This is a genomic window from Vibrio sp. PSi01, assembly GCF_054960695.1.
Window position 1 is genome coordinate 333,860 of sequence record NZ_JBHNYN010000002.1, and the last position, 15,545, is coordinate 349,404.

14 protein-coding genes and 1 pseudogene are annotated in these 15,545 nt (G+C 43.4%); 10 read left to right on the forward strand and 5 right to left on the reverse strand.

From position 1 onward, the window contains the following. The first annotated feature begins 186 nt into the window (after positions 1-186). On the forward strand, positions 187-525 hold the full coding sequence (locus ACFI6G_RS04645) for a Fis family transcriptional regulator (RefSeq protein WP_102290479.1): 339 nt from the start codon (positions 187-189) through the stop codon (positions 523-525). Positions 526-848: 323 nt separating this feature from the next. On the opposite strand, the gene ACFI6G_RS04650 is transcribed toward ACFI6G_RS04645, so the two are convergent. Both ACFI6G_RS04650 and ACFI6G_RS04655 read right to left on the reverse strand, forming a co-directional pair. Further along, positions 849-1,064, reverse strand: coding sequence for a hypothetical protein (locus ACFI6G_RS04650; protein WP_016767370.1), 216 nt, complete (start codon positions 1,062-1,064; stop codon positions 849-851). A gap of 179 nt (positions 1,065-1,243) precedes the next feature. Continuing rightward, a complete protein-coding gene (locus ACFI6G_RS04655) occupies positions 1,244-2,002 on the reverse strand; it encodes a DeoR/GlpR family DNA-binding transcription regulator (protein ID WP_010431743.1) in 759 nt (252 codons plus the stop codon). A gap of 280 nt (positions 2,003-2,282) precedes the next feature. Between ACFI6G_RS04655 and ltnD the strand changes: the two genes are divergently transcribed. The 8 genes and pseudogenes from ltnD (at position 2,283) to ACFI6G_RS04695 (ending at position 11,618) form a co-directional block, all read left to right on the forward strand. Further along, positions 2,283-3,197 (forward strand): L-threonate dehydrogenase, encoded by a 915-nt coding sequence (gene ltnD, locus ACFI6G_RS04660; RefSeq protein WP_010431740.1) that lies wholly within the window; start codon positions 2,283-2,285, stop codon positions 3,195-3,197. 2 nt (positions 3,198-3,199) lie between these two features. Continuing rightward, the gene (otnK, locus tag ACFI6G_RS04665; protein WP_010431737.1) at positions 3,200-4,456 is read left to right on the forward strand and encodes a 3-oxo-tetronate kinase; all 1,257 of its coding nucleotides are present in this window, start codon (positions 3,200-3,202) and stop codon (positions 4,454-4,456) included. An 11-nt stretch (positions 4,457-4,467) separates the two neighbouring features. Further along, a complete protein-coding gene (gene otnC / locus ACFI6G_RS04670) occupies positions 4,468-5,115 on the forward strand; it encodes a 3-oxo-tetronate 4-phosphate decarboxylase (protein WP_016784348.1) in 648 nt (215 codons plus the stop codon). Beyond that, a complete protein-coding gene (otnI, locus tag ACFI6G_RS04675; protein WP_102290478.1) occupies positions 5,115-5,891 on the forward strand; it encodes a 2-oxo-tetronate isomerase in 777 nt (258 codons plus the stop codon). The genes otnC and otnI overlap by 1 nt, the downstream gene beginning before the upstream one ends. 178 nt (positions 5,892-6,069) lie before the next feature. After that, a pseudogene (locus ACFI6G_RS04680) lies at positions 6,070-7,523 on the forward strand (GntP family permease). Between the two features lie 113 nt (positions 7,524-7,636). Next, on the forward strand, positions 7,637-8,824 hold the full coding sequence (locus ACFI6G_RS04685; RefSeq protein WP_102265431.1) for a glycerate kinase: 1,188 nt from the start codon (positions 7,637-7,639) through the stop codon (positions 8,822-8,824). A gap of 287 nt (positions 8,825-9,111) precedes the next feature. Then, entirely contained in the window at positions 9,112-10,563 is a 1,452-nt protein-coding gene (gene katE2 / locus ACFI6G_RS04690; protein ID WP_010431722.1) for a catalase KatE2, read from the forward strand. A 182-nt stretch (positions 10,564-10,745) separates the two neighbouring features. Next, positions 10,746-11,618, forward strand: a complete 873-nt coding sequence (locus tag ACFI6G_RS04695; RefSeq protein WP_010431719.1) for a patatin-like phospholipase family protein — start codon at positions 10,746-10,748, stop codon at positions 11,616-11,618. A gap of 132 nt (positions 11,619-11,750) precedes the next feature. On the opposite strand, the gene ACFI6G_RS04700 is transcribed toward ACFI6G_RS04695, so the two are convergent. From ACFI6G_RS04700 to ACFI6G_RS04710, 3 genes are all read right to left on the reverse strand, one after another. Continuing rightward, complete coding sequence (locus tag ACFI6G_RS04700; protein ID WP_010431715.1) at positions 11,751-12,746, reverse strand: 2-hydroxyacid dehydrogenase; 996 nt, start codon at positions 12,744-12,746, stop codon at positions 11,751-11,753. A gap of 221 nt (positions 12,747-12,967) precedes the next feature. Beyond that, the gene (locus tag ACFI6G_RS04705) at positions 12,968-13,300 is read right to left on the reverse strand and encodes a TehB-like domain-containing protein (RefSeq protein ID WP_010431713.1); all 333 of its coding nucleotides are present in this window, start codon (positions 13,298-13,300) and stop codon (positions 12,968-12,970) included. Positions 13,301-13,379: 79 nt separating this feature from the next. Then, positions 13,380-14,189 carry a ferredoxin--NADP reductase gene (locus ACFI6G_RS04710; protein WP_010431711.1) on the reverse strand — a complete coding sequence of 270 codons (810 nt, stop codon included), beginning with the start codon at positions 14,187-14,189 and terminating at the stop codon, positions 13,380-13,382. A 332-nt stretch (positions 14,190-14,521) separates the two neighbouring features. On the opposite strand from ACFI6G_RS04710, the gene ACFI6G_RS04715 reads away from it, so the two are divergent. After that, a complete protein-coding gene (locus ACFI6G_RS04715) occupies positions 14,522-15,466 on the forward strand; it encodes an acyltransferase (protein WP_010431709.1) in 945 nt (314 codons plus the stop codon). The last annotated feature ends 79 nt before the right edge of the window (positions 15,467-15,545 follow it).

Sequence of the window (15,545 nt, forward strand, 5' to 3'; positions counted from 1 at the left end):
TTCTATGTTCGCCTCATGCTTGATAGCCTTGTCAGTGATCAAGCAGGAGGCGTTTCCTCTATATCTTCTAGCCGACTCTCCTAATAAATACTTTGCATTTGAAACTGCCACAGTGTCCAATGTCGGTTAAGACAACATTGACAGAAAAACCTTATTTTTTAAGGTGTTAAATAGGACCTTTGCCGCATGCGTAAATCAGACAAGAAGATCGAGAATCAAATCAGAGATGTGTTAAATGATGTTTGTGAAGATACACTGAAAGGCTTCGATGGTTTTTTGTGGGTGACTCACTCGGTCAACTTCTCTTCATTCCCACAAAGTTTGAAAATTGTCTGTGTATTCGATACCAACCAGGATAGAACGAACTTCTTAAATGGCGAAGGTCAACAGAGTGTCTCTGCGGCAATCCAACAAGCGTTCAATCAAGTTGGGATTCAACTGAAGAATATCGATAAGCACGTGAGCTTCGATACACAAGAGAATTGCGACCGAGACCATCAAGGGAAGTGGAATAAAAGGCTTTAATACTTTTTCTGCTTTAGAGCCCCCCTGTGTTGTGATCAAAAGGTCGTGAAATGAAAAAAGCTTAAATATCGCTTAACAAGAACACACTGCTAAGTGTGTTCGAGCAACTTTTAATACCAGCCTTATGGCTACTCGCAGGAAGTGTCGTTTGGTTTGGTTTGTTTGGTTTGTGTGGGGGATTAACGTTGTCCCCTTTGACGATCCTTACCTCTCTGATACTGAGTATCAGCGTCTAATTAAGTAAGAAACTCAGCTGATCAATATCGGCCTATGGGTAGGCAAGCTTTATATCGCGTGTGTGGTGATGTTTTTTATTGTACGCGTTAGGAAAGTGCTTCGAGCCTCAAGCGATTGATGAAATCAGTAAGGGTTTCGCTTTGAACAACTTTTTGTATCAATTTGACTTGGGCTTCGGTCATGGTTTTCGCAAGTGCATTTTCTTGTTCGATGCGTTCCATTCGCTCACTAAACGTTTCGGTGTGCGCGGAAAATACAAAAGTAACGGGTAAAACCAATGCCAAAAGGCGCTTGAAAAACATAACCTAACTCGTTGAATGGACTCATGACTATTATGCCGACCAACGACAATATTATTAATGAATAAACACGCTTAACTGTAAAAATTATTTTTATCGAGTGGATAAATAAATGTTCTTGGAATTGGGTTATTCAGGCTCTGAATGTTTGGTTGGTGAGCCTGAAAATTGATGAGGATCCGTTACGAATTAATGACCTTAATACCTTTGTCTTGAAGTTCATCAATCACACTACTCGAAAGATCAATATCGGTGATCACGCCATCAAGCGCGCTTAAATCTAAGGCGTGGAAGGTAGCGATGCGCCCGTATTTGGTTGAGTCTGAAATCAGATAGTTTGAATTAGCTGCTTGAACAATGGCTTGTTTGACTAACACCTTATTTTCACAAGGTGTCGAGAGCCCTTTTAGATTCCAAGATGAAGAAGAGATAAACGCAATATCAATATTCATCCCTGCCAAGAACTCAGCCACTTTACCCCCAATACTCGATTGATTTTCACGGTCAATCTTGCCACCAGTATGGTAAATCTCAGATTGTGTGTTGTTCATTAGGTACGCGGCAATTGCGAAGTCATTGGTGATGATAAGCAGATCATCTCGCCCTGCAAGTTGGTGGGCGATCTCCAAAGAGGTTGTTCCAGCGTCTAAGTAGATAGTCGAATACTTAGGAACCAATTGAGCCGCTAGTTGACCTATTTGAGCTTTTTCGCTTGCTTGCTGTTCTACCTTTATGTCGTGTGACAATTCGCTGTGAAGTGCTTTAGTCAGCTGAACACCGCCCGAAACTGAAATCACTTTCCCTGATGTCTCTAGCTTTACGATATCCCGACGAATGGTCATATGAGAGACCTCTAGGTGCTCTACAAGCTCAGAAATACTGATCACTTCTTGGTGTGATAATAGTGACAAAATGGTTCTCTGACGTTCCGCTGGAATCATGATTCTTCTTCTATGTTCTTATTTTTCATCATCCTATCAATCTTTCTCTGTTTTGTGAATATCTGTGAATATCTGTTGTTAAATAGTAATTAGAACTGTGATAGTCGCCGAAATTACCATTATCAAATGCCTCGAAAGGGTTAAATTACTCATAAGTGTTAACTTTTGTTAAAAGTGTGACTTATCACTAAGTCGCATTCGATTGCTTCACATATAATCACAAACATAAACAAGAATTAACAAATTTAGAGTTTAACAATTACGTGAAAGGCATCTTGCTATGAATGAAGTTCAATCTGTTGGTGTTATCGGTTTAGGTTCTATGGGCATGGGCGCAGCGAAGTCATGTGTGCGAGCAGGGCTTGATGTATATGGTTTCGATTTGAATCCGCAAGCGCTTGAAACCTTGGGTGAATATGGTGCAAAAGTGGTCTCGACAAGTGCGGTTGAGTTTGCAGACAAACTTGATTCTGTTTTGATATTAGTTGTGAATGCTGCTCAAGTTAACACGGTACTGTTTAAGACTGGTCTTGCGGCGGCACTAAGACCTAATACACCGATTATGGTATCGGCGACGATTTCCGCGGAAGACGCAAAACAAATCGAAGCTCAGTTATCTGAGTACGGTCTTGTGATGCTTGATGCTCCCGTTTCAGGTGGTGCAGTAAAAGCAGAAGCCGGTGAAATGACCATTATGGCTTCAGGCGCAGTAAGTACATTTGAAGCTCTGGCTCCTGTACTCGATGCAACTGCAGCAAAAGTCTACAACATTGGCGAAGCGGTTGGACTTGGCGCGACTGTGAAGATTATTCACCAGTTACTTGCAGGTGTTCACATTGCTGCAGGCGCGGAAGCGATGGCATTAGCGGCACGCGCAAACATCCCTCTAGATCTTATGTACGACGTAGTGACCAATGCTGCGGGCAATTCTTGGATGTTTGAGAACCGTATGAAGCACGTAGTGGATGGCGACTACTCTCCAAAATCTATGGTCGATATCTTTGTTAAAGACCTCAATCTAGTATCCGATACGGCTCAGGATCTTAAATTCCCACTTCCGCTATCCAGTGCAGCACTGAATATGTTTGTGAGCGCAAGCAATGCTGGCTTTGGACAAGAAGATGACAGCGCCGTTATTAAGGTATTCCAAGGTATTGATCTACCGGGTGTGAATACACCAAAAGTGGAGAAGTAATCATGTTATTAGGCGTTATTGCAGACGACTTTACTGGTGCGACAGATATCGCGGGTTTCCTTGTTGAAAACGGTATGCGCACTATCCAATTAAATGGCATTCCTACTGGTGATTTTGAGGTTGCAGCGGATGCGGTCGTGATCAGCCTTAAATCACGTTCTTGCCCCGTTGATGAAGCTATTACCGACTCCGTTGCCGGGCTTAAATGGCTACAAGCACAAGGCTGCCAACAGTTTTACTTCAAATATTGCTCCACTTTCGACAGCACGGCTGAGGGCAATATTGGGCCTGTCACTGATGCGCTTTTAGCGGAACTTGGGGAATCATTTACGATGGTTTGCCCTGCATTGCCAGTAAATGGTCGTACGGTTTACAACGGTCACTTGTTTGTTTTTGGTGAGTTGCTCTGTGATTCAGGTATGCGTTATCACCCTGTTACACCAATGACGGATTCAAGTGTGGTTCGAATGATGGACGCACAGTCAGCAGGTGTTTCCGGTTTAGTTAACTTTCAAACGATTGAACAGGGCTCTGATGCTGTTACCGCTCGTCTTAACGAACTCAAAGCTCAAGGTAGTCGCTACGCCGTGGTAGACGCATTTAATGCAGAGCACTTGGTGACGTTAGGTCAAGCGGCTAAATCTCTGAAACTAATCACAGGTGGCTCAGGCCTAGCTGCTGGTATTGCTAAAAATTGGACGAAACATCTTGCTGACCAAAGTGATGCAAAACATGCAGGTAGCCCAGTCAAAGCACCAACGGTTGTATTCTCTGGTTCTTGTTCAGTGATGACTAACCAACAAGTTGCGCTATACAAACAGCTTGCTCCTCACTTTGCTATCGATGTGAAGGCTTGCTTAACCAATGATCAATACGCCAATGAAGTATTCGATTGGGTGATGACTCATATTCAAAGTGAATTTGCACCGTTGGTATACGCGACGGCTGAAGCAACGGCACTAAAAGTTATTCAAGAAGAGTATGGCGCGCATGCCTCTAGTCATGCGGTTGAACAGTTCTTTAGCCAGCTAGCGATTAAGTTGCAGCAGAACGGAGTGAAGAACTTCATTGTCGCTGGTGGTGAAACCTCTGGTGTAGTGACCCAAAGCTTGGCTGTGAAAGGTTTTCATATTGGCCCTCAAATCGCACCAGGTGTGCCTTGGGTGAGGTCGGTTGAAGGTGATCTTTCATTGGCACTTAAATCTGGCAACTTTGGTGATGAAAACTTCTTCGCTAAAGCTCAATCATTCTTTTCATAAGCGAGATTCAAATGAGTAAAGTTTTGATGAACGAGCAGCAGTTAAGAGAGCAAATGGTCACGCTCGCTCGTTCAATGTTCGAGCGAGGTTATGCTACAGGTGGCGCAGGTAACCTATCTATCAAATTGCCAAATGGGCATTTTCTAGCAACACCAACAGGCTCTTCATTTGGTCGCCTTATCGCTGAGGAATTGTCGGTTGTTGATATTGATGGTAACCACATTTCAGGTAAGAAGCCTTCGAAAGAAGCCGCGTTCCACTTAGCGATTTATAGAAATAATGAAGAGTGCAATGCGATTGTGCACCTGCACTCTACATATCTAACTGCACTGTCTTGCCTTGAAGGGTTGGATGGTAACAACGCGATTAAGGCTTTCACACCGTATTTCGTGATGCGAATTGGTGAGTTACCAGTGATTCCTTACCTACGGCCCGGCGACCCAAAAATTGCTGAAGAGTTGGCAAAACGAGCAGGTGATTATCGAGCATTTTTGTTAGCAAACCACGGCCCAGTAGTCACTGGTACCGATTTTGTAGATGCGGTGGATAACGCCGAAGAACTGGAAGAGACCGCTAAATTGGCGTTCTTATTGAAAGATAAAGACATCCGTTACCTAACAGACGAAGAAGTGATGGATTTAAAAGGGAGAGGAAAATAATGGCTAAGTTCGCTGCAAACTTAACAATGCTGTTCACAGAAGTGCCATTTCTAGAGCGTTTTGAGAAGGCACACCAAGCGGGCTTCAAAGCAGTTGAATACCTATTCCCTTATGCATTTGAGGCCGAAGAGCTTTCAGAAAAAATGCAGAAATTTGGTTTTGAACAAGCGCTCTTTAATATGCCTCCAGGTGATTGGGATGCAGGCGAGCGTGGCTTTGCCGCTATTCCTGGTCGTGAAGATGAATTCAAAGCCAGTGTCGACAACGCGCTTATGTATGCCAAAGCTTTAGGCTGTAAAAAAGTACACGCTATGTCTGGTCTACTGGATGAACGTTTTACTAAAGAGCAACACGTAGAGACGTTCATATCGAACATTCGTTTTGCGGCAGACCAGTTTGCTGAGCAAAACATTGAATTGATGATTGAACCGCTGAATAGCCGTGATGTTCCTAATTACTTCATTGCTCACCAACGTGATGCTGTCGAACTGATTAAGTTGGTCGATAGGCCAAATGTGAAGTTGCAACTCGACCTTTATCACGCGCAAATTATGGATGGTGATTTAAGTACTTTGATTCGTGAAGTTGCTGCTTATACCGGCCATATCCAAATTGCTTCTGTACCAGAAAGGCATGAACCATCGGAAGGCGAATTGAGCTACCCACACTTATTTAGTGTTTTGGATGATTCAGGTTACCAAGGTTGGATTGGTTGTGAATATAACCCAAGAGGCACGACAGAAGAGGGGCTTGGCTGGGTAAAAAGTTATTTATAGCGTGGTGTGAATGGCGTTTATATGTAACGAACCATAAAAGTAAAAACTGATTTAGATAACACGGCTTATAGGTAAGCCAACACATAACGATAAAGTGCAATAGGTGATCCCGATATCACTTATATGCACCACCCTACAATTTTCATAAAAATGAAGAAAGAGACAAAAGGAATATAAAATGGATGGAGCACTGATAGGCATCGTAATTGGCATTTTAGCCATGATGGGTATGATTATTAAAACGAGAATCCCAGTCGCACTTGCTATGATTATTGCAAGTATCATCATGGGTCTGTTTGCAGGAATGGCACCAACCGAATTGATCAACGCAATTAAAGCAGGCTTCGGTGGTGTTTTAGGCGGCATTGGCCTGATTATCGCGTTTGGCGTGATCATGGGCGCGTGTTTCGAGCGTTCTGGGGCTGCGGTTCGTATGGCAAAAACCTTTGTTAAGCTTTGTGGTAAAGGCCGTGAAGATTTAGCACTAGGTTTCACTGGCGTATTAGTGGCTATCCCGGTTTTTTGTGACTCTGCGTACATCATTTTGCATTCCCTTGTTCGCGCAATCTCACGAGATACGGGTAAGTCAGCGGTTGGCCTTGGTGTGACTCTAGCACTTGGCTTGCTTATCACTCACGCACTTGTGCCACCAACACCGGGCCCAGTTGCTGTGGCTGGAATTCTAGGTGTAGATCTAGGTGAGTACATGTTGTGGGGTTTGATGGTTTCTATCCCTATGATGCTTCTTTCTATGATTTATATTCGCCGAGTAGGTAACGAGTACTACCGCGTACCAAACGGTGAAACATGGATTACGAACCAAGCTGATTGGGCAAACCTTGAAAAAGTAAAAGAAACAGATGACAGAGAGCTACCAAGTAACTTTTTATCATTCGGTCCAATTTTGTTGCCAATCGCATTCATTCTAATCAATACGCTTGTTGGTCAAGGTGATACTGCAATGCACAACGTTATTTCGTTGATTGGTAACCCAGTGGTGGCTGTAGGTATCGGTGTTCTTATGGCGCTATACGGTCTTACTCGCCACATCGAACGTAAAGACATGGTTAGCTCTATGGATGATGCGCTATCGACTACAGGTCTAATATTAGTAGTGACTGGTTGTGGTGGTGCAATGGGGGCTGTACTTAAAGCATCAGGTGCTGGGCCTCAAGTTGCAGAAGCGATCGCGAGCAGTGGCATTCCACCATTATTAGTACCATTAGCAATTGCATCTATGCTTCGCTTAATCCAGGTTCAGCAACGGCGTCCATGATGGTTGCGGCGACAATGACATTACCTCTTGTTGAAACGTTAGGTTTGGATCCTGTGTTCGTGGCCCTTGCTTGTGCAGTAGGTCCTGTAGGCTTCTCTCACTTGAACGATTCATACTTTCATATCATTAACCGTACGTTAGGTATTACTGAACTTGCAGACCAAATCAAGATCTGGTCTGTGTCTTCAACTATCGCATGGGCGATTGGTGCAAGCATCATCATGGTTCTCAACCTGGTATTTGGTAAAGGCGGTACGTGGATTGATCCACTGATACCAATTGCTGTGTTAGGTGCTCTGTTTGTGTGGCTAAAAAGTAAAGAGAAATCACAAGTAAAGACAGCCGTTACTAACTAATATTGCATAGCTTTATATACTGCCCCTATTAAGTGATTAGCTTGCTGATCTTCAATAGGGGCATTTTTGGATCGGGCACTCATCAAAATTACTAATCTTTTGGATATCTCAGTATGAAAATTGTTATTGCACCAGACTCGTTTAAAGAGTCTTTATCTGCCTTATCGGTGGCAGCGTGTATCGAAAAGGGCTTTCGTGAAATCTTCCCTGACGCTGACTATGTGACCTTGCCTTTGGCCGATGGCGGTGAAGGGACTGTGGATGTATTGCTCCAAGGGCTTTTTGGTGAAAAGCGACATAGCCAAGTCGAAGGGCCGTTAGGGCAACCAGTCAATGCAGAATGGGCAATGCTAGAACCGTCGGATCAGAATCCTAAGAAAACGGCTTTAATTGAGATCGCCGCTGCCTCTGGTTTGGATTTACTTAAATCAGAACAGCGTAACCCGTTAATAGCTTCTTCATTTGGTACAGGGCAATTGATCTTAGAAGCCATTGAACAAGGTGCTGAGAGCATTATTTTAGGATTGGGTGGCAGTGCGACCAACGATGGTGGTGCAGGTATTGTTCAAGCGTTAGGTGGACGCTTGTTAGTTAGTAAAGGGCAAGATAGTACTGGACAAGAGCTTGGCCGAGGTGGTGCTGCACTTGCAGAATTAGCATCAATAGATCTTACAGGTTTGGATTCGCGCTATGCAGATGTCGAGTTGATTGTGGCATGCGATGTTGATAATCCATTGTGTGGCGATAACGGTGCCAGCCATGTATTTGGTCCGCAAAAAGGAGCGACACCTGAACAAGTCTTAATGCTTGATAAGGCGCTTGCGAATTTTGCTCAAGTCGCAGAAACGCAAGGTTGTGTAGACGGCGGTGAATCCGTTCAAAAGCGTATGGGTTATGGTGCGGCTGGTGGCTCGCCGATGGGACTTGGTTTGCTATTCAACATGCAAATTAAACCTGGTATCGAGATGGTACTGGACGTTTTGCAAGCCGATGATGTGTTGAAAGGTGCCGACCTTGTGATTACCGGTGAAGGGCAGATGGACAATCAAACTCTGCAAGGAAAAACACCTTATGGCATTGCCAAACGTGCGAGCTTACAGGGCATTCCAACAATAGGAATTGCCGGATCTTTAGGCACCGAAGTAGAAGCGCTTTACGGCGAAATGAGCAGCTTGTTTGGAACTGTAAGATCGCCACAAACTTTAGAAAAAGTATTACAAGAGGCGGAGCTTAACTTAACAAGAACGGCAAGAAATATCGCAGCGACTTTACGGTTAGGTCACAAAATATCTCAAAAATAGTGGGCTTCTACGAGGTAGGCTGCGCCTAGCTTTGGTTTGCTGTGTTTTGTAAGTTCATGATTATTATATTGTAAATATTATTGTCAATATTGAATGATTATGATTTAGATCATTAATTTGATAGGTTTTATCCATGATAACGATAAATACAAACGATTATATTTTACTTTAGCCCAGGCGTATTCTATATCCTTAATTACTGCGTGGTTTTGTGTGATGAATAGCCACCATTCAGAAGTAAAGATGCAACAAAGATGGTGCATCTAAAAGGTAATAAGGAATAGATGATGAGTAAAAAATTAACTACAGCTGCGGGTTGCCCTGTTGCTCATAACCAGAATGTTCAAACTGCGGGTAAACGCGGTCCTCAACTTCTTCAAGATGTTTGGTTTTTAGAAAAAATGGCGCATTTTGATCGTGAGGTGATTCCAGAGCGTCGTATGCACGCGAAAGGTTCAGGGGCTTACGGCACTTTCACTGTGACTCACGATATTACTCAATACACCAAAGCTAAACTATTCTCTGAAATTGGTAAAAAGACGGATCTGTTTGCACGATTTACAACGGTAGCGGGCGAACGTGGCGCAGCGGACGCGGAGCGTGATATTCGCGGTTTCGCGTTGAAGTTTTATACTGAAGAAGGTAACTGGGATATGGTGGGTAACAACACGCCAGTATTCTTCCTTCGTGATCCTCTTAAGTTCCCAGACTTAAACCACGCCGTTAAACGTGACCCTCGCACTAACATGCGCAGCGCGAAGAACAACTGGGATTTCTGGACTTCTTTACCTGAAGCACTTCACCAAATTACTATCGTGATGAGTGATCGCGGTATCCCTGCGACTTACCGCCACATGCATGGTTTCGGCAGTCACACGTTCAGCTTCATCAATGCTGACAACGAACGTTTCTGGGTTAAATTCCACTTCAAATCTCAGCAAGGTATTAAGAACTTGTCTGACGCAGAAGCGGCACAAGTGATCGGTGATGATCGTGAAAGCCACCAACGCGATTTGCTAGACAGCATCGATAATCAAGATTTCCCGAAATGGACGTTGAAAGTTCAAATTATGCCAGAAGCTGATGCGGCAACGGTTCCTTACAACCCATTCGACTTAACTAAGATTTGGCCTCACGCTGATTACCCATTAATTGAAGTGGGCGAATTTGAGCTAAACCGTAATCCACAAAACTTCTTCGCAGAAGTTGAGCAGTCGGCGTTCAACCCAGCAAACGTAGTTCCGGGTATCAGTTTCTCACCAGATAAGATGCTTCAAGGTCGCCTATTTGCTTACGGTGATGCACAGCGGTACCGTCTAGGTGTTAATCATCAGCATATCCCAGTAAACGCACCTCGCTGTCCTGTACACAGTTATCACCGTGATGGTGCGATGCGTGTTGATGGTAACTTTGGTAGCACATTAGGTTATGAACCAAACAATGAAGGCCAATGGGCAGAGCAACCCGATTTTGCAGAACCAGCATTGAATCTTGATGGCGCAGCAGCGCATTGGGATCACCGTGAAGATGAAGATTACTTCTCGCAACCCGGTGACCTATTCCGTCTGATGACACCAGAGAAGCAAGCGATACTGTTTGATAATACCGCTCGTAACTTAGGCGGTGTACCAAAAGAGATTCAACTACGTCACTTAAGACACTGTTACAAAGCTGACCCTGCATATGGTGAAGGTATTGGTAAACTGCTTGAAATCGACGTAAGCGAGTTTAATTCGTAACGGTTTAATCTAATTCGATTTAGATGCTTAAACTTTAAAAGCTGTTGGGTGAACACCTAGCAGCTTTTTTCTATTTTAATTGATAGCTTTTGCCTATCGAAGTTATCAATTTATCCCATTATATTTCTAAGCCTGAGCGGATTATTCTGTCCCTATCAATTTATAAAGTAGTTGGGTTTGAGATGAGTAAAAGCGCATTAATCGTTGAAGGTGGAGCAATGAGAGGTATTTTCGCTGCCGGAGTGTTGGATGCTTTTATGCAAGACGACTTCCGTCCTTATGATTTTGCCATTGGCGTATCTGCGGGTGTGTCTAATTTGGTGGGTTACTTATCTCAAGCACCGAAGCGTAGTTATGATGTTATTACAACGATGGCAACCGATAAGACGTTTTTTAACCCCGCGCGCTTTGCCAAAGGTGGCAACTTAGTAGACGTGAAGTGGTTATGGAACGAATCCAATCAACGTTATCCACTCGATTGTGGTGAGCTGTTTTCAAGCCTCCCACTCATAGCAGCTGTCACAAATGTCGATACGGGTAGTGCAGACTACTATCATATCAAGCCAGAAAACCTTTCTAATGTGGTTGAAGCAACAACAGCTTTACCTATAGCTTACCGCGAAACACCGTGTTTCTCGGGTGGTTGTTATACCGATGGTGGTGTAGCGGATTCGATTCCGGTTCGCGAAGCATACCGTCGCGGCGCACGAGACATTACGGTGATTCTTTCTCATCCTCTTAGCTACCGAATGAAACCGCAGAGGTATCAGTGGATGCTGAAAAAGCTGTTAAAGAAATTCCCAAATATTGCTGAGTCGATGGCTGTGCGCGCCGAAAACTACAACCAGTCTTTGGAGTTCATTCGTAACCCTCCCAAAGATGCGACCATTAAAGTGATTGCGCCGCCAGAAGCCTTCGCGGTGAAGCGTTTGACCATGGATCAAGTGACACTTGATGCAGGTTACGAGATGGGCATCCAAGCTGGGGAAGAGCATATCGCGATCCGAAAAGGCGTGTATGGTTTGGATATTGAAGATTGTCACTTTTGTGTCTAGTTCTGTTTTCGATAATGGACTAAGCTAAAAAGCCACGCTATTCATTAAGACCTAGCGTGGCTTTATATTTTAGAAAACAATCTATTTTTAAAACAATATTTTATTAAAGCAGCCTGTTACTAAACCAGTCTATTACTCGACCAATTCATTACCGCTGGTGTTACCAGTAAAGAAGGCATCAACACTGGTGAGCGTTGTGTTGGCAATGTTGAACAACGCATCTTTAGTCAAGAAAGCTTGGTGACCTGTGAACAGTACGTTGTGGCAAGCGGACAGGCGGCGGAATACATCATCCACAATGACATCGTTCGATTTGTCTTGGAAGAACAACTCTTTTTCGTTGTCGTAAACATCGAGGCCAAGCGCGCCAATCTTGCTCTGTTTAAGCGCTTCGATTGCAGCTGTTGAATCTAACAATTCACCACGACTTGTGTTGACTATCATCACGCCATCTTTCATTTTATCAAATGCAGTCGCATCCAATAAATGGTAGTTTTCTTTGCTCATTGGGCAGTGCAGAGAAATAACATCAGACTCTTGGTAAAGCTCGTCTAGTTCAACATATTTAGCCCCAAGTTCGACAGCCAACGGATTCGGATATGGGTCGTAGCATAGGATGTTCATGCCTAAACCTTTCAGAATACGCATGGTCGCTAGGCCAATTTTTCCAGAGCCTATCACACCTACAGTTTTACCGTGGAAGTTGAAGCCTACCAAGCCCTCAAGAGAGAAGTTTGCATCACGAGTACGCTGATACGCTTTGTGCAGCTTGCGGTTTAAACACATCATCATGCCGACCGTATGTTCTGCTACTGATTCTGGTGAATAAGCAGGAACGCGAACCACTTGTAGACCAAATTCTTTGGCTGCGTCTAGATCGACTTTATCAAAACCTGCACAACGCATCGCAATCAGTTTGGTGCCACCTTGCGCTAGAATTTTAAGCACGTCTCGTGACAGGTCATCGTTTACAAAAGCACAAACAACTTCGTTGTCGTGCGCCATTTTTGCGGTTGTTGTAGTGAGTCGAAAATCGTGAAAATGAAACTCAGCATCGAGTTTACCTTTCGCAAGTTCGAATGATTTTTCGTCGTATGACTTTGAGCTAAAAAAAGCAATGTTGAGCATAGCTTCCTCTCTTACCTAAAATGTGAAGACCCAAAATTTTATTATCTAAAACCGGGTTCAAATTAATAACTTTATTCAGTGTGCTAGAGTTTTTTTGTCTTGTCTATCACCATTAGCCATTGTAATTATTATGGTTAATTAGATTTCACCTTCGCTTTTTTAACATTGAAAACCATATTACGAAGTAGCTAGCTCATAAGTTCATTCAGATTGAATTGATCTTATTTTCGGGTATTAAACATTTTCTTGGTCTCTTTTTCTGACCAGAAGTTGATATTAAACTGAGCATCGTCACTAAGTTCAATACGGTGCCAATATTGCGGAGGGCTTGTCGCAAATTGTCCGGCATTGATGATCACGGTGACTTCTGGTTCTGTCGCATCTGCGTTTGCAAAACCGTGGTAGGTAACCGTACCTTCCATAACACATAATTGACCGAATACACCCTCTGCGGTGTTGTGGTGGCTGATTAACGCGGCAGGCACGTTGTCTTTAGTGAAGAATGGTGTTGAACGTTGAATCTTCCAATGTGAAGGAATGCGTAAATGACTCATATAAAACCTCTCAGACTTTCATACTTTATGTAATGGACGTATCAAGTGCACGATCGCCCCTCAATATTTGTTAACTTTATTACCAGTAGTTTTCGCTACTAAATTGACCTGGTTTTTTACGTAAGTGTTTTTGTAATCCCAATGAGATCAGTGCTTCGCTCGTGTCTCGAACCATTTGGGGATTACCGCAAAGATAGAAGAAACTATGTCTTTGGTTGATAGTGATAGACGAGGCTCGCTCAAGGTCGCCTCCACGTAACAAGCTTGGGATTCGTCCGCGCAATGTTCCGGTGACTGATTCTCTAGAAATAATTGGCACATACTGTAGTTTCCCCTGAAAATGTTGAACAAGCTGAGTGATACGATCTCGATAAGTCAGGTCTTGCTCTGTTCGTACTGCGTGAATCAGCACAAGGTTTTTGAACGATTTACCCTTTTCTGGCCCTAACCCTGCGTCTTTCTGCTGTTGTATCTGCATGCTTTCGAGCATCGAGATAAACGGACCAACCGCGGTTCCTGTCGATAGCATCCATAGATCGTCTGCGATCTCTGGGATCTCATCCAATGTCATAAATCCACTAGGGTCTTTGCCGACAAAGACATCATCACCCACCTTCAGTTGATGGAGTTGAGGAGAGAGCTGGCCGTTTTGATCCTTAACAATCAAAAACTCCAGGTGTTGATGACCTTTTGCATGTTCTGGCGCATTCACCATTGAATAAGCGCGTCGAACAAATTCACCTTCACTGTTGCGTAACCCCAACTTTGTGAATTGACCAGCTTGGTAGGATGAAACTGGTGCACTGACTTGGAGTGAGAACAATTGATCGGTCCACTCTATCTTGTGTAGGACTTTTCCGGTTACCAAACCATGAGGAATATCTGTCATATCATCACCTTTACGTAGAGAAGCTATCTCATTAAGGATACTCAACTATCTTACTTTTTGGAGTTGCATGTACCATGCCAATAATGAGAATGCTTATCAGTACTAATTCTTTAGTGGGATATAGGTTTGATTGAGTCAGAAAGACTAGATTATTTTGGTGTCCAAAAGACTCTATTGTGTTTTTTTGTTTCTATTAGCGTTCTGAGAGTTAAGTGAGCCATGTCCGAGATCTGTTGAGTGGTTCGACCCTTAGGATATTCCACCAATAACTAAAGAGAATAATTTGTAGATGCGTATAATGGCGGCTTTCGATCTCAATATAGCCGTGTTTTATGCTTGATAATCTTCGTATGGCCTTGAACGTGTTGTTCGTGACCATCAATACTGCAATGACTGCGTTTACCGTAAGCTTCTTTGGCCTCATTAAACTAATTCTTCCAATCCCTGTTGTGCAGAAGTCATGTACTCGTCTCGCTAACTTCACATTTTGGTGTTGGGCTTCGCTCAATCTTTGGATGTTGAATGTTAATAATGATATCGAATGGCAAGTCGAAGGGGGGGAGGACATTTCAACCAAGCAGTGGTACTTGATGATGTCTAATCACCTGAGCTGGGCGGATATTGTGATTTTGTCTTCTATCTTGAAAGATAAGATGCCGATGACTAAGTTCTTCCTCAAGCATGAATTGTTATACGTTCCTTTTGTCGGACTGGCATGTTGGGGTCTAGATATGCCTTTTATGAGACGCCATTCACGTGAGTTTCTGATTCGTAACCCTGAACGTCGCAATGATGATTTTGACGCAATTAACAAGGCGTGTACTAAGTTCAAGTTGGCGCCGACGACATTGGTGAATTTTGTTGAAGGAACCCGTGCCAACCATGAGAAATTATCGACAGTGAAGACACCTTATCGACACCTACTAAAGCCGAAAACTGGTGGTGTGGCGTTTGCTTTGTCTGCAATGGGTCCGATCTTAGATGGTATTGTCGATGTTACTTTGGCTTATCCAGAGAATCAGACTTCTCCATTTGAAGACATGCTGAAAGGTAAGATGAAAAAGGTGGTCGTGCGTATTAAATTACACCCAATGGATGAGAACGTAAACGGTAACTACTTTGAAGATAAAGCCTTTAAACGCCGTTTCCACAGTTGGTTGAATAACACGTGGAAAGAGAAGGACGACTATCTTGATACGGTTTATGGGGTTGATACGCCCTGTGAGGTTGAAACGTTTGATGAGCCCGATGCGGTTCATAAGAAACAAGAGCAGTAAGCTTAAACTAAACCAATAGCATCAAAAAAGCCGATAGTTCATTGAACTATCGGCTTTTTTATTGAATTGGTTGTATCAG